Below are 24,851 nucleotides of genomic sequence, written 5' to 3'. Positions count from 1 at the left end.
AAAATAATTTTCTGATTTTCATTATCAACTTGAGAAAATTGTGGTATCATTTCATATACAAAGATATAGGGGGCAGATATGAGAGTTGCAGTAATAGATGACGAAAGTATATTTAGGATGCAATTGAAAATGATGGTAGAAAAACTTTCTGCAAGCAAAGAGATACCGCTTGAGGTTGAAGAGTTTTCAAGTGGACCGGATTTTATCTCTGTTTTATCAGAAAGAAGATTCGACATCGTATTCATGGACATCTTCATGCCGAACATGGATGGCATTGAAGCAGCTAAAAAGCTGAGAGAGATGACGGAAAGGACCTTCCTTATTTTTATGACAGCTTCGGAGGGGCATTATCCAGATGCATTTTCATTACATGCATTTGACTACGTCACAAAACCTTTCACAATAGAAAGAATCAATCAGGTTCTGACGGAGATAATAGAGCACACACCGATGGATGCAGCCTTTATTAAACTATCAGCTGGGCCGATAGATGAAAAGGTATATCTAAAGGATATTATCTCAGTAACAACAGATGGCCATTACCTTGAAATTAACAAGGATGATGGCACGACCAGCAGAGTCAGACTTACATCAGGCGAATTCTTGGATTTGGCTGGTGCAGACAAAAGATTCATCATGGTAAATCGCGGCATAATTATTAATATGGACTTTATTCATCACCTTGAAGGTGGCGATATTTACATGGATGATAAGAGCATATTCCCGATATCAGCTAGAAAAGTATCGGAAATTTCTCAACAGATAAAGGATTATCAATTTAGTAATAGATAAAATATTTTAAGTTAGCCGTAATACTTTTGCCAGATTTTAATCAATCTTGCCAAGAACATTGCGTCTAACTTTTTTTATGTTACGCTATAAGCAGGAAATTTGGACTTTTTTAAATTGAAAGGGCACAGAAAGTTATGAGGAGAGGTTCAGCAAAGGCTTTAGCAGCTGGATTATCTACAATTACATTAGCTAGTAGTATCGTATTTCCGATACAGGTAGAGGCTTCGGAGAATTCTGAAGGCTCTGTTGTTGTGCCTTCAGATACTAAAGAGCAGCAGGTTGTTTCGCCAGAGGAAGCTGCAGTAGAAAGTAGCGCTAGCGCAACTGAATCGGTCGCAGAGACACTTGCCGATGCAGGCGTTTCTACTGAGGTTTCTGATGCGGTGAGCGCAGGGGTGGTAGACGAAAGTGCTGGATCCTCCTCACAGGCAATCACACAGGATATTACCGATGCAAACACTCAGGTTGCTGATGCAGCTACAGCAGTTTCAGGTGTGGCAGATGCAAAGGATTCCATGGATTCAAGCATTGCAGCAGCTGATGAAAGCCTCGCTTCAGCAAATGAAGCAGCTTCAGGCGCAGCACAGGTCACAGGCCAGGCTAGCGAAGTGGCAAATGCAGCAGCGGTTGCAGTGGCAGACACAAACACTGATCAGGAAAGTGCAGAAGCTATTATCGCAGATGCTACCGCCACTGTTGAGGAAGCAGAAAAGCAATTTGCATCAGCAGAAGAAACTTACAACAACAAGCTTTCAGAATACGAAACAGCTAAAGCAGAATATGAAGCTGCAGCTGAAGAATATAACAATAAAAAATCACAGGCTACATCGGATTTATCAGATGCAGAGGCTTCGCTTACAGACGCCCAGGAAAAGCTCGCTTCATTAGAAAAGCAGCTTGCGGCAGCAGGTAAGGACCTTGCAGCAGCTGGCGCCGATGCACTTATTGCAGCAGACGCAGACAAATCAGATGTCACATCATACATCGCTACAGTGGTAGAGCACTACTACGCACCAAACACAGAGCTTGCCGATGGTCAGTCTGTTTCAAATTTTGCAGTCACACCTTACAAAGGAAATGTTATCGGGATTTCATATGATATTGTGGATGCCGAGGGCAATGTTGTACGTAACGTAAGTGCTAATTACGGATATACGGTAGATTACAAATCAGGTGAGGTTCGCATATACGATAGAGATATGGTATACGAATACCAGGACATCAATGGCAACAAAGTCACTCTTACAAAGGAAGAGGCTGAGCAGCTCAAGGATGGCGTGGTTGAGTATTCTTACTGGACTGCTACGGGATTTTATATTCCTAGTTATAATGGTAGGGTGATTGAAAGCTCGTTTGTTAAGCCAGATGATCACATTTGGAAATATTCGTATGAAAACTTGGTAAAACTTGTTGCAAAAGATGGAATGATTGTTACATCAACAAAGCAACAATATTATCAAGGTGGCTACTTTAATTATTACGAAGGCACCAGCGTTTCATCTAATGTTGCAAGCTCAAAATACACATCAGAGGATGATCTTAAAAACGCAATAGTTGATGATGCTAAGACTCAGAATAATGCTACAGGTGTTGCTTTTGATAAAAGCAAGCTATTAAACATAACAGAGCACAAAACAACAGCTGATATATATAGTTACGAAGTAAACAAGAATCAGGTATTTACAAGCGCATCCAAGGATTACGCTTCATATATATCAGAGATTACTGAAAAGTATAATGCTTACAAAGCTCTTTCAGAGGCTGTCAGCTCAGCAAAGGCAGATTTTGAATCAGCCAAGCAGACAGTATCTTGCTTGAAACAGCAGATTGAAGATTTAGAGGCTGCAAGTGATATTAATACAGGAATGGAGCTTGCAAGACTTCAGGGAGAGCTTGAAAAAGCTCAGGCTAATTACGACATAGCAAAATCAAATCTGGCAGATGCAAAGGAAGCTTTAGCAACAGCAAAATCAACATATGAAGCCAGATTCAACACAGTTTCTTCTATAGTATTAGCTCCGGCAGATTCCGAAGAGGTTATCCAAGATGAGGAGGAAATCGAAGAGGAGGAGCTTGAGGAAGAAGAGGAAGAAGATGAGGAGGAAGAATCAAAATCAGAGATTCATATAATCACTTCTCCAAGCGGCAACGCTGGTGGATATGGCGGCAGCGATGCTGAAATACCACAGGATCAGCCGGAAGAACCTGCACCAGAAGAAACAGTCACAATCGAAGAGGAACAGTCACCTACAGGAATCACCCTGGCAGGTCTTATGGAAAGAGGCAAATGGTTCGTCGGACTTGCAGGCGTTTCAACTGCAGGAGTTGGCGTTGGAGTCCTTGAAGCAAAGCGCCGAGCAGCTATTAAGCTCATCGATAAATTGAATCAGTAATAGTTACTAACTAGTCAGCATATGCTGGCTAGTTTTTTTATTTTGGAGATTGGATGGCTTCTTACTATCTGGGAGGGAAAAATATTTACGAAAATGTTGAAAAATAATAGTAATTATTAGCTTTAAAAATATCTTGCCAAAAAATGTCACATTTTGCCAACGTTATTGTACGTAACGATTTTCGATGTTATATTTTATAACAGATGTTCACGCAACGTTCACATTCAATTCAAGAAATGTTAACAATGCGTAATGTACGGTTTAGGGAAAGGAATTTATACGTATGAAGAAGAATGTAGTAAAAGCAATGTCAGTTGGCTTATCAGCAATTACAATTGCAAGCTCATTGAGCGTACCTGTATTTGCAGAGGAGTCAACAGAGGGGGGACAGCCAGCGGAACCAAGCACAGCTTCTCAAGAGGCAGAGACTAATGTGGCAGAGCAGACTGTTGTAAATGATACAGCAGCGCTTGATGACACTTATAATCATGGCGTAGATTTACCAGCAGATAAGGACGCTGTAGCTACACAGATTGAAAATGTTGTTGATGCTACAAATGACGCATTTTCTTCAGATGAGAATTATGAATTAGAAATCGAAGTTGTTGATGAAAATGGTAATGTTGTTGAAGATGAAGATGGCAATAAGGTAACAGAAACAGTTACTGGTAACTATCAGGATACAGCTAAGGCTATTCAGGACGCTTCTGATGCTGCAGCAATGGAAATCGCAGACGCAGCAACTGATGCTGAACTTATTAAAGACGCAGCAGATGATATGGATGAGGCAGCAGCAAATGCTAACACAGCAGTAGGTAATGCTGAATCAGCAGCTTCTGATGTTACTTCAGCAGTTAATAAGGCAAAGCAGGATGCAAATGCAGCAGTAGTTGCAGTTGCAACTGATTCACAGGAAAATGCTGCTACACTTATTGCTACAGCACAGCAGTCAGTAGCAGATGCACAGCAGACATATAATGAAAAGGCACAGGATCTTGCAGATGCGAAGAGCGCATATGCGGATGCTAAGAGTGACCTCGATGCAGCAACTGAAAGATATCAGGATAATATTTCTGCTGCAAAAATAGATTTGGGATATGCAGAAACAGACTTAGCAACATTGCAGGCAAAGGTTGATGAGCTCGAGAAGGCTGTTAAGCAGGCAGAAAAAGCACTTGCTGAGTCAGCTGCAGGTGTTCTTGCGTCAGCAGATAAGGAATATGCAGAGAGCGATAAGGCTGCAGCAGCTACAAACAAGTATATTGCAGCAGTAGTTGAGAATTATTATTTAGCAACAGTTAATCCAGTTCAGCTTGCTGAAGGTCAGACATTAGAGGTAACTGTTTCAGATGCTGTGGAGAACGAGGATGCAGCTCTTAACCTTGTAAGTGTTACATATAATGTTCTTGATGAGTCTGGCGCAGTTGTAGCTACAAATTCATTCAATCTTGGCTATGCTATTAATAATGGTGTTGTAGAGCTCTTCGAAAAGGAAGTTCGTTACGAGTACACAACTACTGATGAGAATGGTGAAGAGAAGCTTGTTTCCTTAAATGGTACTGAAATCGAAACAGCAGTTACAAATGGAACAGCTGTAAGAAGATATGAGTATACTGATGAAGAAGGTAAAACAACTTATTTATCACAGGATCAGTATAATCTCAAAACAGATGAAGAGAAGGCTAAGTATACATTAGGTTACGTTCTTCTTGGTAACTGGGGTGATGCTGAAACAGAAGGATTAGAATCTGATACTGGTATCCATAAGCTTAAGGATGGTACAGAAAAGACTGTTGTTACCGTAGAAGAAGTTGCTACAGGTGATGAGGCTACTACAATATGTTATTTTGACGCTAATGGTAACTATGTTAAGGTTGTTACAAATTACACAGAAAAACGTGTTTACACTTATGTAAATGGCGAAAGCGTGTCTGCTGATGGATTTACAAGCGAGGCAGAGGCCACTACTGCGGCTAATGCTGCGTTAGCTAATCTTACAGATGCAGTTTTAAAGCAGGTTACATCAGTTACACCATACTACAAGATTTCTGGATGGTATGCTCCTGTATATAAGGAAACAGGTACAGTAACTAAAACTACTATTGCAGAACATTATATTAAGGATGTTGCAGAGAAGGCTGCTGAGGTAGAGAGAGATATAGAATTAAAGAGAATTAAAGATAGTTATAAGTCTGGTCCATATAGAGAGTGGTACGAAGCTTTTTCGATTCCATATTATGACTATGCGGATCTTACTTTTACTTCAACTAATAATGAGACAACAACATCAACAAGAACGGATAAACTTAAAGTAAATCACTATAGGGGTACTGCAAGTGCCAATTATGAAGTAACATATACAGAAGTTCAGGATGCGGCAAAGGATTATAATTCATTTAAGCAATTCTGGGATTGGATTACAAATAATGATGATAATGTTGAACAAATCATAAGTGATTTTGAAGAGACTCAACATGTAGTTGTAGTTGCTGATGATAAAGGATTTAATTTTAATCTTGTTAATAAGACATTTTTCTATGTTAAGCAGTATCAGCTAACAGGAGAAATACTTGGTCAGAAGTTTGAAAAACCAGAAGATGCAGTTGCAGCAGCCATAGCAGCAGCAAATTCAGCTAATCCAGATAAAACTATTACAGATTTTAATTATAAGTATAGTAATATTCAGACTACTGATTATTATAAGTATATTCTTGATTATGCAACAAGAACATATACAGTTGATGCAGCAGGTGCTAACTACACAGATACATACACTGCAGGTGTTGCAAATGAATATGGCAAGGTATACAGAAACGTACAAAACGCTACTGACCTTGTAAGTGGATACACAAACCAGATCAACGGCACTAACACAACATTATCTAACTACGCTACACTACTTAAGCAGCTTGCAGACGCAAAGTTAGCTGTAGGAGCAGCTCAGGATAAGGTAACAGATATCCAGGCTAAGATTGATGATCTTAACAAGGATGGCGCAATCTTATCACTTCAGGTTCTTGAGTGGGAGCTTAGACTTGCAGATGCTCAGCAGGCATACGATGATGCAAAGGCTACACTTGATGATGCTAAGGCTGCTCTTAACACAGCAACTCAGGCATACAGTGATAAGTATCCTGCAATCTATATTCCAGCAGGTGAGCCTGTTAAATATCCATCAGTTACAACAGCAACAACTGTTGAAGAAGCAGATGAGGAAGTTATTCCTGATGAAGCAGTACCTGCAGCAGGCCAGGCAAGAAGAGCTCGTAGAGCTAGAACAGTTGCAGCAAACAATACAACTACAATCGACGAGGCTGAGACACCACTTGCAGGTGGCGATGCAGATGATGCAGTAGTTGAGGATACAGAAGATACAACAACAGTTGAAGAAGATTTAGTACCACTTGCAGGAGAAACTCAGAAGGGATTCTTCGCAAGAACATGGTGGGGATGGTTACTCCTTATCATTGCAGTACTTACAGGATCTACAGCATATGCTAAGAAGAAGGCAGATGCTAAGAAAGTTAAGTAATTGGGTTTTAACTGCGACAATTACTTAAATAAATGTTGAAGGGTGAGGTCAAAGAGGTTATGAAGGTTCTAATTCTGAAAGTGAGGATGATAAAGACGATGTTGGAGAATCACAAAACCAGAAAGCAGTTAAAGAAGCTCCAATTGAGTAAACAACAATAATTATCCTACGAAAAAAGAGAGAGTTGGCAGCGGTTGCCAGCTCTCTTTTTTCTAGTAAATTTTTGTATACAAAAAAGAACAGCAAAATGAAAGAATAAACAAAAAAGCTACGTAGTTTTGTGGTATAGTATTGATTGTGAAAAAATAAACGATATTTTTTATCAATTAGGTTATGGATACAAAAGCAAGACAGTTATTAGATAAATTAAATACAGAACATTCACTTCCGACTGAAGAGTACCAGTATTTACTTGATCATCGCAATCAGGAGCTGATGGACCTTGCAGCAGAGTATGCTCGCAAGTATCAGCAACAGCACTATGGCAACAAAGTATTCATCAGAGGTCTGGTGGAGTTCACTAATTTCTGCAGAAACAACTGTTTATACTGCGGAATCAGAAGAGACAATCACAACTGTGAGAGATACCGTCTTTCAGCTGATACCATTGTAGAGTGCGCCGATGAAGGCTACGCACTTGGTTTCAGAACTATCGTCCTACAGGGCGGTGAGGATTTCTCTTACAGCGATGAGGATATATGCGATATCATTCGCAGAATAAAGGCATCCCATGATGATTTGGTTGTTACACTTTCCATCGGGGAACGCTCAAAGGAAAGCTATCAAAAGTACTACGAGGCAGGTGCCAGACGCTACTTGCTCAGGCATGAAACTGCTAACCCAGAGCTTTATGCAAAGCTTCATCCGGCAGAGCTTTCATGGGACAATCGCATGGAATGCTTGAAGAATCTTAAAGAGATTGGTTATCAGGTTGGTGCAGGCTTCATGGTGGAATCACCTGGCCAGACCACTTATGACTTAGCTATGGATTTGAAATTCGTTGAAGAATTCAAGCCAGATATGTGTGGTATAGGTCCATTCATTAGCCATAAGGAAACACCATTTGCAAATAGCCCTAGTGGCACATTGGAGACAACACTGTTTTGTCTTTCATTACTTAGGATGATTTATCCACAGGTACTACTTCCAGCCACCACAGCCCTTGGCACAATTCATCCAAAGGGCAGGGAAATGGGAATAAAGGCTGGTGCTAATGTAGTCATGCCAAATCTTTCACCTACCGGTGTTAGAAAGAAATACGCTTTATACGATAATAAGATTTGCACAGGCGAGGAAGCTGCCGAGTGCTTAGGCTGTTTAGGCCAGCGCATGGAGAGTATTGGGTATAAAATTGTTACTGACCCTGGAAACAGAGCTGGTTTATAGATTTAAAACAGTCAAGTGAGGTATAAAAATGTACAATGTAAAATCTTTAAAAGCAGAAGAGTTTATCGACAATCAGGAAATCTTAGATACTATCGAGTATGCAGAGGCAAATAAGAATAACTTCGAATTAATCGAAGAATTACTAGAAAAGGCTCGTCCAGTAAAGACAGCAGAAGGCTGCACATGCAAGGGACTTACTCATCGTGAGGCATCAGTTTTACTGGCATGCGAGGAGCCTAAATACATCGAAAAGATGTATCAGGTAGCACAGGAAATCAAGGATGCTTTCTATGGCAACCGTATCGTTCTCTTTGCACCACTTTATCTTTCAAACTATTGTGTAAATGGCTGTGTTTACTGTCCATATCACGCAAAGAACAAGCACATCGGACGTAAGAAGCTTACACAGGAAGAGGTTAAGGCTGAGGTTATCGCACTTCAGGATATGGGACACAAGAGACTTGCCATCGAAGCTGGTGAGGATCCTGTAAACAACCCTATCGAGTACATCCTTGAGTGCATCAACACAATCTACAGCATTCATCACAAAAATGGCGATATCCGTCGTGTTAATGTAAATATCGCTGCTACAACAGTTGAAAACTATCGCAAGCTCAAGGAAGCAGGAATCGGTACATACATCCTCTTCCAGGAGACATACAACAAAAAGAGCTATGAGGAGCTTCATCCAACAGGACCAAAGCATGATTACGCATACCATACAGAGGCTATGGACCGTGCTATGGAAGGTGGAATCGACGATGTAGGACTTGGAGTTCTCTTCGGTCTTGAAAGCTACAAGTACGAGTTCGCAGGACTTCTTATGCACGCTGAGCACCTTGAGGCTGTTCACGGCGTAGGCCCTCACACAATCTCAGTTCCACGTGTAAAGCACGCTGATGACATCGATCCAGAAGCATTCGACAACTCAATCCCAGATGACATGTTCACAAAGATTGCAGCTTGTATCAGAATTGCAGTTCCTTACACAGGAATGATTATCTCTACTCGTGAATCAGAGGAAGTTCGTCGCAAGATGCTTCAGGTTGGTATTTCACAGGTTTCAGGTGGAAGCCGTACATCAGTAGGTGGCTACACAGAAGAGGAGAGACCACACGATACAGAGCAGTTTGATGTTTCAGATCAGCGTACACTTGATGAGGTTGTTCGTTGGCTTATGGAGACAGGTCACATCCCTTCATTCTGTACAGCATGCTACCGTGCAGGACGTACTGGTGACAGATTTATGGCACTTTGCAAGAGCGGACAAATCCTCAATTGCTGCCATCCAAACGCACTTATGACTCTTACTGAGTACCTTGTTGACTACGCTTCAGAGGAGACAAGAGAAGTTGGTTACAAGATGATTGAAGACGAGCTCAAGAAGATTCCTAAGGAAAATGTTAGAAAGATAGCTCTTGAAAACATCGAAGCTATTAAGAACTCAGACAGACGTGATTTCCGTTTCTAAGTTCTCAGTTTTTTAATAAATTAGACAAAGTTATTTTGTATAATTGCAGTGTCTAAGTTTTTGTAAAGGAAGAATAAAATGTCCTTGAATAATACACCTAGTAGCCAGCGTGTTCACATTGGCTTCTTTGGAATAAGAAATGCAGGAAAATCAAGCATTGTAAATAAGCTTACAAATCAGGCGGTATCACTTGTGTCTGCACACAAGGGTACCACCACAGATCCAGTCAGAAAGACTATGGAGCTTCTTCCATTGGGACCAGTTGTCATCATTGATACAGCTGGTTTCGATGATGAGGGAGAGCTAGGAGAGCTTAGAAAAGAAAGAACATACCGCATCCTTGATGAGATGGATATCGTTGTTTTGGTACTTGATGCCAGAGCAGACCACCTCACAGAAGAAGAGGTTGATTTCCTAAAGATGGTTAAGGAACGTAAGCTCCCATATATCATCATTGAAAATCACGTAGATGAGATGGCTGGTCATCCTTTTGAGGAACTGTCATCAGAGGAAAAGCTTCTTTATGTGGATGCCACAAAAGATGATATGGCGGCTGTAAAGCAGGCACTTCTTCAGCTTGCACCAAAGATTACAGAGCCACCACTTGTTGCTGATTTAGTAGCAGAAAAGAGCACAGTAGTGCTTGTCATTCCAATAGATGAATCAGCTCCAAAGGGACGTATCATCTTGCCTCAGCAAATGGTTCTTAGAGACCTGCTGGACCACAGATGCAAAGCCATCTGCTGCCAGCCAGAGGAGCTCACAGAGGTACTTAATGAAGATAAATCGGTATCACTTGTTATCACTGATTCACAAGCATTTGAAACAGTATCAAAGATGGTGCCTGAAAATATACTTTTGACATCATTTAGCATATTGATGGCAAGATACAGAGGAAGCCTTAACACCCAGCTAAAGGGCGTTGCTGCACTTAAAAATCTGCAGGACAATGATAAGGTTTTGATTGCCGAAGCTTGCACACATCACAGACAGTGCAACGACATCGGAACAGTAAAATTACCTGGATGGATTAGAAAGCACACAGGTAAGGATGTTGATTTTGAATTTTCTTCAGGAAATGAATTTCCAGAAGATTTATCAAAATATAAATTAGTAGTTCATTGCGGGGGCTGCATGATTAATGCTAGCGAGATGCAAAGTCGAACTAAGCATTGCGTGGAGCAGGGGGTTCCAATAGTAAACTATGGAATGGCCATTGCCCATTTCAATGGAATATTAGACAGAAGTCTAGAGGTTTTAAATTAAACTGGCAAACAATGTAAAAGGAGAAAAATATGGTAACTTCAGATCAAAGTATTGTGCGTTTAAAGCACAACATCATGGAAGAAGTGTGTAAGCTTGCTTGGAAGGGTGAGCTCGATGCTTCTCACAAGGAACAGGTTTGTTACGAAATCATTCCTGGCCCAAGACCAACATATCGTTGTTGCGTTTACAAGGAGCGCGAAATCGTAAGACAGCGTGTTATCCTTTCATGCGCAGAGAATCTTCCAACAAACCCAGATTCTAAGAACGTAGTACAGGTTATTCAGCCTGCATGTGATGACTGTTCAATCGCTTCTTACTCAGTTACAGATAACTGCCGTTTCTGTCTTGGAAAGGCATGTCTCAACTCTTGTAAGTTTGGCGCTATCGCTCCAGGTGAGAACAGAATGCATATCGATCCTTCAAAGTGTAAGGAGTGTGGTATGTGTGCTAAGGAATGTCCTTATGGTGCAATCGTTCACCTTGAGAGACCATGTAAGAAGGCTTGCCCAGTTGGTGCTATTTCTTACGATGAGTATGGTCACTGCGTAATCGATGATGAGAAGTGTATCTCATGTGGTCACTGTATCCACAGCTGCCCATTCGGTGCTATCGGTTCTAAGACATATCTTGTACATATCATCAAGGCTATCCTTGAAGGCAAGAAGGTTTACGCTATGTGCGCACCTGCTACAGAAGGACAGTTTGGTGAGGACATCTCTATGGCTGCAGTTAAGGAAGCTTGCAAGAAGATCGGCTTTACAGACATGGTAGAGGTAGGTCTCGGTGGAGATATGACAGCTGCTTACGAGTCGGCTGAGTGGTTCGAGGCTAAGGAAGAAGGACGTAAGATGACAACATCTTGCTGCCCAGCTTTCATCAACATGCTCAGAAAGCACTTCCCAGAGCAGTTCGAGAACAACATGTCTTCAACAATTTCACCTATGTGTGCTATCTCACGTCTTCTTAAGGCTACACAGGGAGATGACGTTGTTACAGTATTCGTTGGACCATGTATCGCAAAGAAATCTGAGGCTGCTGATGAGTCAGTTCCAGGTAATGCAGATTACGTTATCACATTTGGTGAGCTTCGTGCACTTATGCGTTCTAAGGGCGTTGAGTTCGAGCCAGTAGAGGAGAACTACCAGGAGTCATCTACATTTGGTAAGCACTTCGCTTCTTCAGGCGGTGTTGCAAAGGCTGTTATCGAGTGCATGCAGGAGCGTGGACAGAACACAGACGATATCAAGCTTATGCAGTGCGCAGGTGGTGCTGAATGTAAGAAGGCACTTATGCTTCTTAAGAGCGGCAAGCTTGATGTAGACTTCATCGAAGGTATGATTTGTGAGGGAGGTTGCGTAGGCGGACCTTCTAAGCACAAGGCTGAGAGAGAAATCCTCAAGGCTAGAAATGGTCTTATCGGCAAGGCTGATGGACGTAAGATTCTTGAAAATCTCGAGAATTACCCAATGGACAAGTTCTCAATGTACAGAGACGGACATATGGAATAAATTATATTTTTTACACCCTGTCGGGAAGTTTTCTGACAGGGTGTATTTTTGTGGAAAAATAACCATAAAAAGACAAAAAAATCAACGCTATGTCAGTAAAATTGTGGTATAGTATAGCTAATGTGTTAAAAATATATCAGAAGATATAATGTAATACTAGGGAGGGTAATTTCATATGGAAATGCTAGTAACAGCGTTGATCTGTCTGCCATTTCTGTGGGCGATTTTTCCGGCATTGATTCATCATTCAAAATGCAGGGCTTTTTTCGTCTATCTAGGATGCGCAATTGTAATGATTCTATCCATCATTACAGCGGTTCAGTGGTTTATGGCTGGGGGCCAGACACTGAATTTCTCATTACCATACCAGGAAACATTCGGTCATGTTTTCCTTGTAGGCGATATTCTTTTAATGTTTTTCATTATTTATCTTTGTGCAAAGTATAAGAAAACAATTATATCTTTGCTAACCATTGTATCCACAGTGGTACCAACCGTTTTGGAGCTGGCAGGGCCAAAGATTCCAAACAATTACACAATGAGATTTGACTATCTCACAATGATTATGGTTTTGATTATTGGAATCGTTGGTACACTGATTGGTGTATATGCAGTGGGATATATGCATGGCTATCACATTCATCATCACAAAGAGCTAAAGGATAGAAGAAGCTTTTTCTTGGCCATGATATTTGTATTTTTTGGTGCTATGTTTGGTTTGGTATTTTCAGCAAATCTATGTAGTCTGTATTTCTTCTGGGAAATCACATCTGTAACATCATTCCTGTTGATTGGATACACAAGAACTGATGAGGCTATAAACAATTCATTTAAGGCTTTATGGATGAACTTGCTTGGTGGATGTGGATTGGCAGTGGCAATCTCAGTTGGATATTTATGGTATGGAACTGTAAATCTGTTTGATTATATTGATTTAGTTCAGGCAGATCCTACCAACATCAGAAACATGCTTCCAATAGCATGCCTGGCTTTTGCGGCACTTACAAAATCGGCGCAGTTCCCATTCTCAGGATGGCTACTTGGTGCCATGGTTGCGCCTACACCATCATCTGCACTTCTTCATAGTGCAACAATGGTAAAAGCTGGCGTATATCTGCTGATCAGAATCTCTGTTGCAATGGCAGATAATTATGTTGGAAATATGGTAGCCCTTATTGGCGGCTTCACATTCCTGGCTGCATCTTGCCTTGCTATATCAGTTTCTGATGGCAAGAAGGTACTTGCTTATTCTACAATTTCAAACCTGGGCCTTATAGTTGCATGTACTGGCTGTGGCTATGAGGAGACAATTTGGGCAGCGGTATTCCTTGTAATTTTCCACGCTGTTTCAAAGTCAATGCTTTTCCAGTGCGTTGGTGCTATCGAAAACACAACTGGCAGCCGTGACGTGGAGGATATGCAGGGATTGATTGCAATTTTCCCTAAGCTTGCTGTAATCCTTATGATTGGTATCGCCGGAATGTTCCTTGCACCATTTGGTATGCTTATTTCTAAGTGGGCTGCACTGAAGGCATTCATCGATACAACATCAGTTTATGTATCAACTCTTATGGTACTTTTCATTTGCTTTGGCTCAGCTACAACAATGTTCTACTGGACAAAGTGGATGTCAAAGATACTTGGGGCTTCACCACGTGAGAAGTCACGAGACCTTACAAAGAAGAACGAGTACATTTCAATGTTCTTCCATGCATTTATGATGGTTGCACTTATCCTTGGATTCCCATGGCTTTCAAAGCATGTGTTAAAGCCACTTTCAAATGATATGTTTGGCACTGCAACACAGGTTATCTCATATCAAAATATGATAATCATGATTGTGCTGTTGGTAGGCATCTTTGTAGTTCCATTTGTAAACTTTGTGCTGACAAAGGGACAGAAGGCAAAGCAGGTTATCACATACATGGGTGGTGCCAATGCTGGTGACAACTTCAACTTCGTATCAGCCACAGGTGATCCAAAGGAGATGCACATTGCAAACTTCTACATGGAAGACATCATGGGTGAGAAGAAGCTGTTCACTCCTGCGATAATGATTTCTGCATTTATCATTATTGTTTATATGATTATCGTGATAGGAGGTGCGTTCTAATGACTACGACTCGAATTATAATTGCAGTACTTTATGTACTTTTAGCACCTTTTGTTATCGGACTTTTAGATGGTTTTGACAGAAAGATTTCTGCACGTATGCAGGGAAGACGTGGTCCATCAGTGCTACAGCCTTTCTTCGATATCAAGAAGCTTTTCGAAAAGGAATTCTTAACAGCCAACAAACAGCAGCTGTTTATGATTTACTCGTACGTATTTTTCATCGTACTTTCTGGAGTAATCTTTTTCGCTGGCTTTGATTTATTGCTTGTTGTATTTTCACTTTCAACAGCAGCAATGTTTTTGATTTTGGCATCTACATCAACTCACTCACCATTCTCTTCTCAGGGAACTCATAGAGAGCTGGTGCAGATAATGTCATGTGAGCCAATGGAGCTTTTGGTGGCAGTTGGATTTTATCTGGCTACAAAAACATTTAATGTAAATGAGATAGTGATGAATTCAACATATTCCAACATCATTTACTTGCCAGGATTTTTTGTAGGCTTTGTATTTATCCTTACAATCAAATTTAGAAAGTCGCCATTCGATATTTCTACATCTCATCATGCCCACCAGGAGGTCATCAAGGGCGTAACATCCGAGATGGTAGGTAAGGAGTACGGAATGGTTACCCTTGCTGAGTGGTATGAAAATGCAATCCTTCTTGGCATAGTTGGATTATTCTTCCTTAACAGCAACCCACTTTCAGTGATTGGCGCTATCGTTGCAATTCTTGTTGTGTGGTTCCTTGAGATTCTCATCGACAACACATCAGCAAGAGTAAAATGGCAGCTTATGCTCAAGCTTGCCTGGGGCGTAACAATCGTAGCAGCTGGTATGAATCTCTTCTTGCTAGAGATTATCATGGGTTAATGTTTGGAGTTAGGAGGATAAGAAATGAGTACAATACATAAATCACCATGGCTCCTTCACTATGATGGAAGTAGCTGTAATGGATGTGATATAGAGGTTTTAGCTTGTACTACACCTGTTTACGATGTAGAAAGATTTGGAGTTATCAACACAGGTAACCCAATGCATGCTGATATTTTCCTCATTACTGGTGGTATCAATTCTCAGAATGAAGCTGTTGTAAAGCAGATTTACGAGCAGATGCCACAGCCAAAGGTTGTAATCGCTGTAGGCACATGTGCTTGCACAGGTGGCATCTTTAAGGAGTGCTACAACATCAAAGGCGGTGCCGACACAGTTATTCCTGTAGACATCTACGTCCCAGGATGCGCTGCGCGACCAGAGTCAATCATCGATGGTGTTGTAAAAGGCATCGGCCTGTTTAAAGAAAAGGCAGAGGCTCTTAAGGCACAGCAGAAGGCTAATTAGTAGGAGGAAATCATGCAAGAACTAAAAAAGGATTTATATTTAATCGACAAGGCTGAGCTCCTCCAGGTAATCATGGAAAAGAAGAATGCTCTTTGGAGACTTTGCCAGATTTGCTGCTCATTCCCAAAAGCAGAAAATCATTATGAAGTAACATATTCTTTTGCAAACGGATACGATTTTGCAAATTACAGACTCATCGCTGAGCGTGATGAGGAGGTTCCATCAATCTCTCGTGTATACAAATCAGCTATTTATTATGAGAATGAAATGCATGAGCTTTGGGGACTCAATGTTGAAAATATCAAGGTGGATTTCCACGACAAGCTTTACCGCATCGATGTAGAGACACCATTTATTGAAAAGGAGGATAAGTAGTATGGGAAACAGAAGTATAGTACCTTACGGCCCACAGCATCCTGTCCTTCCTGAACCAATCCATCTTGATTTAGTTTTGGAAGACGAGAAGGTTTTGGCAGCAATTCCTTCTATCGGATTCATCCACAGAGGACTTGAGAGCCTTACAAGTAAGAAGGATTTCAATGAGATGGTATATGTGGCAGAGCGAATCTGCGGTATTTGTTCATTCATGCACGGCATGGGTTACTGCATGGCACTTGAGGATATCATGAACGTAGAGGTTCCACGTCGTGCAGATTATTTACGTACAATCTGGGCAGAGATGAGCCGCCTTCACAGCCACTTGCTTTGGCTTGGATTACTTGCTGATGGCTTTGGATTTGAGTCATTGTTCATGCACTCATGGAGACTTCGTGAGAAGATTCTTGATATGTTTGAGGCATCAACAGGCGGACGTGTTATTTTCTCAGTAAACACAATCGGCGGTGTGCTGAAGGATATGCCAAATGATATGCTAAAGGATTTCGTTCATCAGCTGGATGAAATGGAAAAGGAAATCCGCGAGACAACAAGTATCTTCCTTGACGACTACACAGTAAAGAGCCGTCTTGTAGATGTGGGTATTATCACAGGTGAGGACGCTATTCGTCGTGGCGCAGTTGGCCCTATGATGAGAGCTTCCGGAATCAATGTTGATATGAGAAAGAATGGATATGCAGCTTACAACGATATTGATTTTGAAGTAATCACATCTAACAAATGTGATTCATACGCTCGCTGTGAAGTGCGTATTGGAGAGCTTTTCCAATCAATCGATATCATTAGACAGTGCGTTGCGAAGATTCCTGATACAGAAATCAATACAAAGGTTACAGGCATGCCAAACGGTGAGTCATTCATCAGGGTTGAGCAGCCACGTGGAGAGGCGTTCTACCATGTACGCGCCAACGGAACAAAGTTCCTTGACCGCTTCAGAGTCCGCACTCCTACCTTCGCCAACATCCCAGCCCTCACCCAAACATTGCAGGGCTGCCAGTACGGCGATGTACCGTTGCTGGTGCTCACGATAGACCCTTGTATTAGTTGTACCGAGAGATAATTAGATGAGTCGGTAGACAACAAGCTCTTATATTTCTCAAGCGAAACATGTAGTTGAGCTGAGAAATCATAAGGCTTGTAGGCGTAACCGACGGATTGGAGGATTATGGGACAGATATTGCCTTTTACTAAACAAGTGTTAAAGAACCTCTTTTCTGAGCCTGCTACTACTCAGTATCCTTTTGTACAAAGAGAGTATCCAGAGCGCACAAGAGGTCATGTAGATATTAATAAAGATCAGTGCATTCTTTGCGGTATGTGCATGCGTAGCTGCCCACCAGGGGCAATCACAGTTGATAGAGCTGGAAAGACTTGGACTATCAATCGCTTTGATTGTATCCAGTGTGGCTACTGCACAGAGAAGTGCCCAAAGAAATGTTTATCTATTACACCAGGCTACCAGGAGCCAGGCCCAGAAAAGTATACATACTCTGTAGAGGTACCTTACGAGCCACCAAAGCCTGCTGCTAAGCCAGCTGCGGCTGCAGCTCCTGCTGGCGGGACAAAGCCAGAGGCATAGAGCCTTGTTTTGTTATCTGTTATCAAACACGATTATTTAAACGCTCCTGGCTGTGGCTAGGGGCGTTTGCTGGTTAAGAATAATATTATTGACTATATATTATGGGAAAAATAGTAAGATATAGTCTTGGTAGATGTGTGTAGACTATAAATAAGAGCTGATGTAGGTTACATATAGTCAATTCTAGATGAAATGACTATATAGTTTAGAAAAGATGTGCATATATAGTCTAAATTAGTCCCAAGAAACTATAAATATGATAAAAGCATAAAGAAATATAGTCAGAACCCATAAAAAAGACTATATAGCATTATGTTTCAATCAAATATATAGTCATAAAGGTGATGTGCTGACTATATAAAAACATAATTGTTTTATATATAGTCAGCAATGAAAATTGCGGAAATAATAACGAGTAAATAACGTAGGATATTTATATGATTATAAAATTCACAGTCAAGGGATTGGTCCAGGGGATAGGATATCGTCCTTTTGTGGCTAAGCTGGCAGATGAATTGAATATAGATGGATGGGTGCGAAATACCGGAGGAATTGTGACGGTGTGCGCATCAGGAGACGAGGAAAAACTGGGAGAATTGCAGAGCCGATTGACAGTGGAAGTGCCAACTGGCGGATTTGTAACATCTTTAGAGGTGGAAGAGATTGATGCTGGAGTGGTCTCAGACCTGTCAGGACAGGGCTTTAAGATTGAGGAATCAGATCAAGACAATCAGTACAACCTTCCATTAATCCCAGCGGACATTGCAACCTGTGAGAACTGCAAGAAGGAGCTGCTAGACCCTACCAACAGAAGATACTTGCATCCTTTTATTAGCTGCACCGTTTGCGGGCCTAGGTACTCTATACTGGAGCGGTTATCCTATGATAGAGATACAATCACTATGGGGGATTTTGAAATGTGTCCGGAGTGCCAGAAAGAGTACACAGGCAAGCTGGATATTAGGCGCCATGCTCAGACTATAGCTTGCAAAAAATGTGGGCCAAAACTTTCATTTACAGCCATTTCGGGCCAAAATAATGTGGATAACTTGGAAAATGCAGGATATCCTGCAAAAAATACAGTTCACAGAAAGTTCACAAGTGAATTTTTAGACAATTCTAATGAGGATTTTACGCCCCTAAAACAAGCAATTGTCCATATACTAAATGGCGGAATTCTAGCTGTAAAAGATATCGGTGGATATCATCTCGTCTGCGACCCATTTAATGAGGCAGCAGTGGCAAAACTCCGCCTTCTAAAACATCGCGAAGCTAAGGCTTTTGCGGTGATGTTTTATGATTTAGAGCAGGCAAAAGATTACTGCATTATCAATGAAAACGAAGCCAAGCTCCTAGAAAGCCTTGCTCGACCAATCGTGTTATTAAAACGTAAATACGAATTGGCTCAGAAGCTTGCAGACAACGTATGTCTTACAAGCCCTGATATAGGCGCTATGCTTCCATGCAACCCAGTGCAGATACTTCTTACAAAAGCTCTGGGGCCACTTATCATGACAAGTGGAAATGCCAGTGGAGATGTGCTTGAAACAGATGATGATAAGATGGAACAGTGGCTGCGTCAGCGAGCTCAATCAGATGAAATGAGCGAAGTACCACTAGCAATTCTATCTCACAATAGACGAATCCTACGTCCAATGGATGACTCAGTAATGAAGGTAGTGGCAGGGCAGCAACAATTCATCAGACGAGGTCGAGGCCATGTGCCAGCGCCAATTCCTGTGGATATCCCTGGAGAGATTTTAGCTGCCGGTGGAGATCTAAAGTCTAGCTTTTGTTATGTGAAAAATGGACTGGCATATGTAAGTCAATATCTGGGAGATATGGAATCAGTCAGTTGCCAGGAGTTCTATAAAAAGGAAAAGAAAGCCATGGAAACAATATTTGGCTTTACTCCACAGAAAAGTGTTGTGGATAAGCATCCTGGATATTTCAGTAGAAACAATTCTGCATTTGATATAGAAATCCAGCATCACAAAGCCCATGTGGCTTCAGTAATTGCAGAGCATGGTCTAAAAGGAACTGTGCTAGGTTTTGCCTTTGATGGCACAGGCTATGGTGACGACAAAACCATATGGGGCGGTGAGACCTTCTTATGGAAAGATAATCAGATGACCCGTGTGGCCCACCTGAAGCCAGTAAAACTTATAGGTGGAGATGAAGGGGCAAAAAACTGTGACACCATACTCACAGCAATGCTTCATGGAAATGGCCTTCAGCCAACAGAAATAAATATGAACACCCAGTTGATTTTGGCTGCGTTAGATAAAAATATAAACACAGTAACATCTTCATCAATGGGGCGATTATTTGATGCTGTGTCGGCTCTGCTTGATATATGTCATTACAATTCCTATGAGGGCCAGGCACCAATTGAGTTGGAAAACGCTGCAGCCACAACAAATAAGGCATACAAACTTCATATAGAAACAGACGGTTGTACAAAAGAGCTGTTTCGTGATATCGTATATGCGATATCAAATGGGGTTGATAAAGCTGAAATTGCCAGAGGATTTATAGAGGCGGTTTCAGATTATATAGTTGATATTTCAAAGGAATATGAGAACAATCTAGATAAGAATAAGCAGGTAGTATTATCTGGAGGAACATTCCTAAATCGAATTCTATTGGAAAGCACTGTCCGAAAGCTTAAAGCCTTGGGCTTCAAAGTGTACACGGCTAATCAGCTGCCACCTGGAGATGGAGGCATCTGTTTGGGACAGGCTTTTTTATCACAATTCGAAAAGGTATAAAGGGGTAGAACAATGTGTGTAGCAATACCAGGTTTAGTAAAAAGATTAAAGGATGGCAAGGTCACTGTTGATTTCAATGGAAATGAAGTTGAAGCATATGCTGGTCTTGTAAATGTTAAAGAGGGGGATTACGCCCTGGTTCATGCAGGGTGCGTTATCCAGACTTTAAAAAAGGATGAAGCAGAGGAAATCATTGAGTTGATGGGAGGCCTGGAAGGCTAATGGAATTCTCTGAGATTGTAGATTTTTTAAGAAACTATGATGGCAAGCCAATCAGGCTGATGGAGGTGTGCGGAAGCCATACTCATGCCATAGCAACTCATGGCATCAGGGATATTCTTTCTGATAAGATTCAGCTTTTGTCAGGCCCAGGATGTCCAGTGTGCGTCACACCTACAGCTTATATCGACAAGCTTATAGATATTTGCCTAAAGCCAAACACAACAGTCGCCACATTTGGCGATTTGCTTCGTGTGCCAGGCTCAAAAGAAAGCTTGAATGAAGCAAAGGGCCGGGGCGGCTCGGTGGAGATGGTTTATTCTCCAATGGATGTTCTTACACTGGCCAAGGACCATCCGGACAGACAATACGTTTTTGCAGCAGTAGGTTTTGAAACAACTGCTCCTGTCTATACATTGCTTTTAGATAATGCAATTGCTCAGGGGCTATCTAATATAAAGATTCTTACTGCTTTAAAAACAATGCCAGGAGCTATTTCATATCTTTGCGACAATGGGGCAAGGATAGATGGATTCATTGCTCCAGGTCATGTTAGCGCAGTCACAGGAGCAGATTATTTTAATGAACTGGCCGCTAAGTATAGCATACCTTTTGCAGTATCAGGTTTTGGTGCCAAGGAGCTAGTTATAGGCATATATGGCTTGGTTCAAATGGTTATAAACAATCAGCCTCAGGTCAAAAATTTTTACACATCAGTGGTTGAACAGGGCCAGAACGATATAATCGTTTCTCAGCTCAACAAGTATTTTAGGCCTGCAGATGTGGTATGGCGAGGCATGGGAATCATCCCAGGCTCCGGTCTTTTGCTGAGAGATGAATATGCAAGCTTTGATGCAGGAAGCAATGGCCTTGATGAAGATAACAAGCGAAACAAGGCATGCCGATGTGGCGATATCCTAATGGGCAAGGCTACACCAAAGGATTGTCCATTATTTGGAAAGGTGTGTACACCTATGTCGCCGGAGGGGGCCTGCATGGTGTCAGAGGAAGGCTCATGCTTTAATGCTTACTTGGTTCGAAGATAGAGGATGGATAAGTTATGGATAAAATTATAATGGAGCATGGCTCAGGTGGCCGTGCAACTGGAGAATTAATAAAAGAGATATTTGAATCACAATTTGATAGTGACGTTCTTTCAGAGATGGAGGATGCTGCTGTAGTGCCTGGTGATGCCACTATCGCCATGACAACAGACAGTTTTGTGGTTACGCCGTTAGAGTTTCCTGGTGGAGATATAGGTCGCCTTTGCATTTGCGGCACGGTTAATGATCTTTGCATGCGCGGGGCTGTGCCTAAATACATCACATGCGGTTTCATTCTGGAAGAGGGCTGTGATATAGACCAGCTTAGACGCCTTGTAAAATCCATGGCCGCTACAGCAAAGGAAGCAGGCGTGAAAATCGTTGCTGGAGACACAAAGGTAATCGAAGGCAATGGAGGAATTTATATCAACACTGCAGGCGTTGGATTTGTTCCAAAGGGTGTAGACATCAAGGCAAAAAACGCCCAGGATGATGATGTGATTATTGTCTCAGGAAATGTTGGGGACCATCATGCTACGGTTCTCAGCCAGAGAATGGGAATCAAAAACACAATCGAAAGCGATAACGCTCCACTTCAGGAGATGGTAGGAAAGCTTATAGAAAATAAGATTCCAGTTCATGTGCTGAGAGATGTCACAAGAGGTGGTCTTGCTACAGTCTTAAAGGAACTTGCCTTAGCAAGTGGCCTTAGATTTGAGATTCTCCAGGAAAAGCTTCCTGTATCGGCACAGGTAAAGTCATTCTGTGGATTGCTTGGGCTTGATCCACTATACATGGGAAATGAAGGTAAGATGGTTGCCATAGTTCCAAAGGAGTATGCTGCACAAGCAGTGGAAATCATCCGTGGATGTATATATGGCGAAAATGCATGTATGATTGGGGCAGTTAATACACCTGAAAACGAAAATGAGGTAGGTGCGCTTATAATGAAAACAGAAATAGGCGGTAGACGTTTTCTTGATATTTTGCAAGGTGAAGGACTTCCTAGAATATGTTAACTCATACAAACTCCAGTAGGACGTTAATATTTAACATTTATTTCATAATTAGGTAGGGGTATCTTGTGCTATAATATACCTACACATCCAAATACGTTTGTTGAATGAATGAGGAGGATGCCATTTGGGAAAAACTGTACTGGTTGTTGATGACTCGAAGTTTATGAGAGCAGTTGTCAAAGGCGAAGTTGAAAGAAATGGCTGTACTGTTGTAGCTGAGGCCGATTGCAGTGATGCAGCGGTTGAAAAATACAAGGAGTTAAAGCCTGATATAGTGACGATGGATATCACAATGACTGTTGATGGACATACCATTGGTCGAAGTTCAAATGGCATAGATGCTATTAAGCAGATTATCGAATTTGATCCAGACGCCAAGATTCTAGTGGTTAGTGCCATGGGTCAAAAGTGTTACGTTATAGAAGCTATTGAAGCAGGAGCCAAGGACTTTGTTATTAAACCTTTTGATGAAGTTCGATTTGCAGAGGCATTAGCACATTTCAAGTAGAACTGAATATGGCTTAAAAGGACTGCAGAGCGGTCCTTTTATTTTGCAAAAATAGCAAACTCCGATTGTGCACAACGGAAACTAATTGCGCACAATAAATTGCTCGATTTTGTTATATAAAATAATGGATAAGTAAAAAGACCGAGAACTCGGTCTTTTTGAGGGGAGTATAAATAATTAATAAGGGTGCAACTAGGAAACTCCTAGTTACGCTTCAGATTATAATATAACGGGTTATCCAATGCAATAGAATATTTAAAAAATTTTTATTGCATTGACTTGTTATTGGCTGTAGCTTAAGATATTTTTATCTAGGTTTTCCTTGAAAAATCAATTAAGAAAGAGTGTTATAAATTATTTGAAAACGAAGATTTTTACAATTAGTTGCCCATGTCATTTTGGACTTGAGGCACCACTTAAAAGAGAAATATACGATTTGGGATACGACATCACAGAAGTTACTGACGGAAGAGTGACCTTCATAGGTGATGCGGAGGCTATTTGCCGTGCAAATATTCACTTGCGCTGTGCAGAGCGTGTGCTTGTTGAGGTTGGCCGTTTCCATGCCACCACATTTGAGGAGCTTTTCCAGGGAATCAAATCTCTTCCATGGGAAGAATACATTCCAAAGGACGGCAAATTCTGGGTTACAAAAGCTACTTCAGTTAAAAGTAAGCTTTTCTCTTTGACAGACATTCAGTCCATTGCTAAAAAGGCCATGGTTGAGCGTATGAAATCATATTACGATATCAACTGGTTTGATGAGGATGGCGCTGAATATCCAGTAAGAATCTTCTTATTAAAGGACGATGTTGTAGTTACTTTGGATTCTACTGGTGTTCCTCTTCACAAGAGAGGCTACAGAACATACACTAGCAAGGCTCCACTTTCGGAGACTATGGCAGCAGCTTTAATTGAGCTTACACCATGGCGTGCAGACCGAATCCTTGTGGACCCATTCTGCGGTTCAGGTACATTTTTGATAGAAGCGGCTATGATGGCTGCAAATATTGCACCTGGTCTCAACAGAGACTTCACTTCTATGGACTGGACAAATCTTATCGATTCACAGATTTGGAAGGACTGCTTTGATGAAGCCAGAGCAGAGGTAAATACAGATATCGAATGCGACCTACAAGGTTTTGATATAGATCCTGAAATGGTAAAGATAGCCCGCTTGAATGCAAAGCAAGCAGGAGTTGATCACTTGATTCATTTCCAGGCCAGAGATGTTGCAAATCTTCGCCATCCTAAAAAGTATGGCTTCATTCTTACAAACCCACCATACGGTGAGCGTTTGGAGGACAAAAAGGATTTGCCTGAAATCTACGGCAAGCTTGGAGATGCATTTAAGGCACTTGATAGCTGGTCTATGTACGTTATCACCAGCTATGAGGATGCACCAAAGTCCATTGGCAAGAAGGCAGATAAGAACCGTAAAATCTACAACGGAATGATCAAGACATACTTCTACCAGTTTTTAGGACCTAAGCCAAAGAAGAAGGACTAAAT

General features: G+C 41.4%; 19 protein-coding genes. All 19 read left to right on the top strand.

What is annotated here, in order from left to right:
* The first annotated feature begins 78 nt into the window (after window positions 1–78).
* The 19 genes from CRN97_RS06205 (at window position 79) to CRN97_RS06115 (ending at window position 24,849) form a co-directional block, all read left to right on the top strand.
* On the top strand, window positions 79–792 hold the full coding sequence (locus CRN97_RS06205; RefSeq protein WP_074788613.1) for a LytR/AlgR family response regulator transcription factor: 714 nt from the start codon (window positions 79–81) through the stop codon (window positions 790–792).
* A 134-nt stretch (window positions 793–926) separates the two neighbouring features.
* Window positions 927–3,185, top strand: coding sequence for a hypothetical protein (locus CRN97_RS06200; protein ID WP_097076237.1), 2,259 nt, complete (start codon window positions 927–929; stop codon window positions 3,183–3,185).
* A 283-nt stretch (window positions 3,186–3,468) separates the two neighbouring features.
* Complete coding sequence (locus CRN97_RS06195; protein WP_097076236.1) at window positions 3,469–6,717, top strand: hypothetical protein; 3,249 nt, start codon at window positions 3,469–3,471, stop codon at window positions 6,715–6,717.
* 333 nt (window positions 6,718–7,050) lie between these two features.
* The gene (gene hydE, locus CRN97_RS06190; RefSeq protein WP_097076235.1) at window positions 7,051–8,103 is read left to right on the top strand and encodes a [FeFe] hydrogenase H-cluster radical SAM maturase HydE; all 1,053 of its coding nucleotides are present in this window, start codon (window positions 7,051–7,053) and stop codon (window positions 8,101–8,103) included.
* Window positions 8,104–8,131: 28 nt separating this feature from the next.
* Complete coding sequence (gene hydG, locus CRN97_RS06185; protein WP_097076234.1) at window positions 8,132–9,574, top strand: [FeFe] hydrogenase H-cluster radical SAM maturase HydG; 1,443 nt, start codon at window positions 8,132–8,134, stop codon at window positions 9,572–9,574.
* A 78-nt stretch (window positions 9,575–9,652) separates the two neighbouring features.
* Complete coding sequence (gene hydF, locus CRN97_RS06180; protein ID WP_097076233.1) at window positions 9,653–10,840, top strand: [FeFe] hydrogenase H-cluster maturation GTPase HydF; 1,188 nt, start codon at window positions 9,653–9,655, stop codon at window positions 10,838–10,840.
* Window positions 10,841–10,869: 29 nt separating this feature from the next.
* Window positions 10,870–12,348: a 4Fe-4S dicluster domain-containing protein gene (locus tag CRN97_RS06175; RefSeq protein WP_097076232.1), complete on the top strand. Its 1,479-nt coding sequence runs from the start codon at window positions 10,870–10,872 to the stop codon at window positions 12,346–12,348.
* A 175-nt stretch (window positions 12,349–12,523) separates the two neighbouring features.
* On the top strand, window positions 12,524–14,461 hold the full coding sequence (locus tag CRN97_RS06170) for an NADH-quinone oxidoreductase subunit 5 family protein (protein WP_044936986.1): 1,938 nt from the start codon (window positions 12,524–12,526) through the stop codon (window positions 14,459–14,461).
* Window positions 14,461–15,336 (top strand): NADH-quinone oxidoreductase subunit H, encoded by an 876-nt coding sequence (locus CRN97_RS06165; protein WP_044936987.1) that lies wholly within the window; start codon window positions 14,461–14,463, stop codon window positions 15,334–15,336. Before CRN97_RS06170 ends, CRN97_RS06165 begins: the two co-directional genes overlap by 1 nt.
* A 24-nt stretch (window positions 15,337–15,360) precedes the next feature.
* Entirely contained in the window at window positions 15,361–15,804 is a 444-nt protein-coding gene (locus tag CRN97_RS06160; protein ID WP_044936990.1) for an NADH-quinone oxidoreductase subunit B family protein, read from the top strand.
* 12 nt (window positions 15,805–15,816) lie between these two features.
* On the top strand, window positions 15,817–16,179 hold the full coding sequence (locus tag CRN97_RS06155) for an NADH-quinone oxidoreductase subunit C (RefSeq protein ID WP_049960350.1): 363 nt from the start codon (window positions 15,817–15,819) through the stop codon (window positions 16,177–16,179).
* A 1-nt stretch (window position 16,180) separates the two neighbouring features.
* The gene (locus CRN97_RS06150) at window positions 16,181–17,260 is read left to right on the top strand and encodes a hydrogenase large subunit (protein ID WP_044936992.1); all 1,080 of its coding nucleotides are present in this window, start codon (window positions 16,181–16,183) and stop codon (window positions 17,258–17,260) included.
* Window positions 17,261–17,365: 105 nt separating this feature from the next.
* Window positions 17,366–17,779, top strand: coding sequence for a 4Fe-4S dicluster domain-containing protein (locus CRN97_RS06145; RefSeq protein WP_090394227.1), 414 nt, complete (start codon window positions 17,366–17,368; stop codon window positions 17,777–17,779).
* 437 nt (window positions 17,780–18,216) lie between these two features.
* Window positions 18,217–20,550: a carbamoyltransferase HypF gene (locus CRN97_RS06140; protein ID WP_097076231.1), complete on the top strand. Its 2,334-nt coding sequence runs from the start codon at window positions 18,217–18,219 to the stop codon at window positions 20,548–20,550.
* A 12-nt stretch (window positions 20,551–20,562) separates the two neighbouring features.
* Window positions 20,563–20,772, top strand: a complete 210-nt coding sequence (locus CRN97_RS06135) for a HypC/HybG/HupF family hydrogenase formation chaperone (protein ID WP_033153322.1) — start codon at window positions 20,563–20,565, stop codon at window positions 20,770–20,772.
* Window positions 20,772–21,815, top strand: a complete 1,044-nt coding sequence (gene hypD / locus CRN97_RS06130; RefSeq protein ID WP_097076230.1) for a hydrogenase formation protein HypD — start codon at window positions 20,772–20,774, stop codon at window positions 21,813–21,815. The genes CRN97_RS06135 and hypD overlap by 1 nt, the downstream gene beginning before the upstream one ends.
* 14 nt (window positions 21,816–21,829) lie before the next feature.
* The gene (gene hypE, locus CRN97_RS06125; protein WP_097076229.1) at window positions 21,830–22,831 is read left to right on the top strand and encodes a hydrogenase expression/formation protein HypE; all 1,002 of its coding nucleotides are present in this window, start codon (window positions 21,830–21,832) and stop codon (window positions 22,829–22,831) included.
* Window positions 22,832–22,955: 124 nt separating this feature from the next.
* Window positions 22,956–23,339, top strand: a complete 384-nt coding sequence (locus CRN97_RS06120) for a response regulator (RefSeq protein WP_090479178.1) — start codon at window positions 22,956–22,958, stop codon at window positions 23,337–23,339.
* A 358-nt stretch (window positions 23,340–23,697) separates the two neighbouring features.
* On the top strand, window positions 23,698–24,849 hold the full coding sequence (locus CRN97_RS06115) for a THUMP domain-containing class I SAM-dependent RNA methyltransferase (protein WP_242962012.1): 1,152 nt from the start codon (window positions 23,698–23,700) through the stop codon (window positions 24,847–24,849).
* The last annotated feature ends 2 nt before the right edge of the window (window positions 24,850–24,851 follow it).

It is taken from the genome of Pseudobutyrivibrio ruminis DSM 9787, from assembly GCF_900218035.1.
Taxonomy (GTDB): Bacteria; Bacillota; Clostridia; order Lachnospirales; family Lachnospiraceae; genus Pseudobutyrivibrio; species Pseudobutyrivibrio ruminis.
Note: the sequence above shows the minus strand (reverse complement) of the source record. Positions and strands in the feature narration are given on the sequence as shown.

Coding starts and splice junctions, on each gene's coding strand:
- hypE (WP_097076229.1), top strand. CDS start 21,830: ATGGATAAAATTATAATGGAGCATGGCTCAGGTGGCCGTGCAACTGGA.
- CRN97_RS06175 (WP_097076232.1), top strand. CDS start 10,870: ATGGTAACTTCAGATCAAAGTATTGTGCGTTTAAAGCACAACATCATG.
- CRN97_RS06150 (WP_044936992.1), top strand. CDS start 16,181: ATGGGAAACAGAAGTATAGTACCTTACGGCCCACAGCATCCTGTCCTT.
- CRN97_RS06160 (WP_044936990.1), top strand. CDS start 15,361: ATGAGTACAATACATAAATCACCATGGCTCCTTCACTATGATGGAAGT.
- CRN97_RS06200 (WP_097076237.1), top strand. CDS start 927: ATGAGGAGAGGTTCAGCAAAGGCTTTAGCAGCTGGATTATCTACAATT.
- CRN97_RS06205 (WP_074788613.1), top strand. CDS start 79: ATGAGAGTTGCAGTAATAGATGACGAAAGTATATTTAGGATGCAATTG.
- CRN97_RS06165 (WP_044936987.1), top strand. CDS start 14,461: ATGACTACGACTCGAATTATAATTGCAGTACTTTATGTACTTTTAGCA.
- hypD (WP_097076230.1), top strand. CDS start 20,772: ATGGAATTCTCTGAGATTGTAGATTTTTTAAGAAACTATGATGGCAAG.
- CRN97_RS06140 (WP_097076231.1), top strand. CDS start 18,217: ATGATTATAAAATTCACAGTCAAGGGATTGGTCCAGGGGATAGGATAT.
- CRN97_RS06145 (WP_090394227.1), top strand. CDS start 17,366: ATGGGACAGATATTGCCTTTTACTAAACAAGTGTTAAAGAACCTCTTT.
- CRN97_RS06170 (WP_044936986.1), top strand. CDS start 12,524: ATGGAAATGCTAGTAACAGCGTTGATCTGTCTGCCATTTCTGTGGGCG.
- CRN97_RS06195 (WP_097076236.1), top strand. CDS start 3,469: ATGAAGAAGAATGTAGTAAAAGCAATGTCAGTTGGCTTATCAGCAATT.
- hydE (WP_097076235.1), top strand. CDS start 7,051: ATGGATACAAAAGCAAGACAGTTATTAGATAAATTAAATACAGAACAT.
- hydG (WP_097076234.1), top strand. CDS start 8,132: ATGTACAATGTAAAATCTTTAAAAGCAGAAGAGTTTATCGACAATCAG.
- CRN97_RS06135 (WP_033153322.1), top strand. CDS start 20,563: ATGTGTGTAGCAATACCAGGTTTAGTAAAAAGATTAAAGGATGGCAAG.
- CRN97_RS06155 (WP_049960350.1), top strand. CDS start 15,817: ATGCAAGAACTAAAAAAGGATTTATATTTAATCGACAAGGCTGAGCTC.
- hydF (WP_097076233.1), top strand. CDS start 9,653: ATGTCCTTGAATAATACACCTAGTAGCCAGCGTGTTCACATTGGCTTC.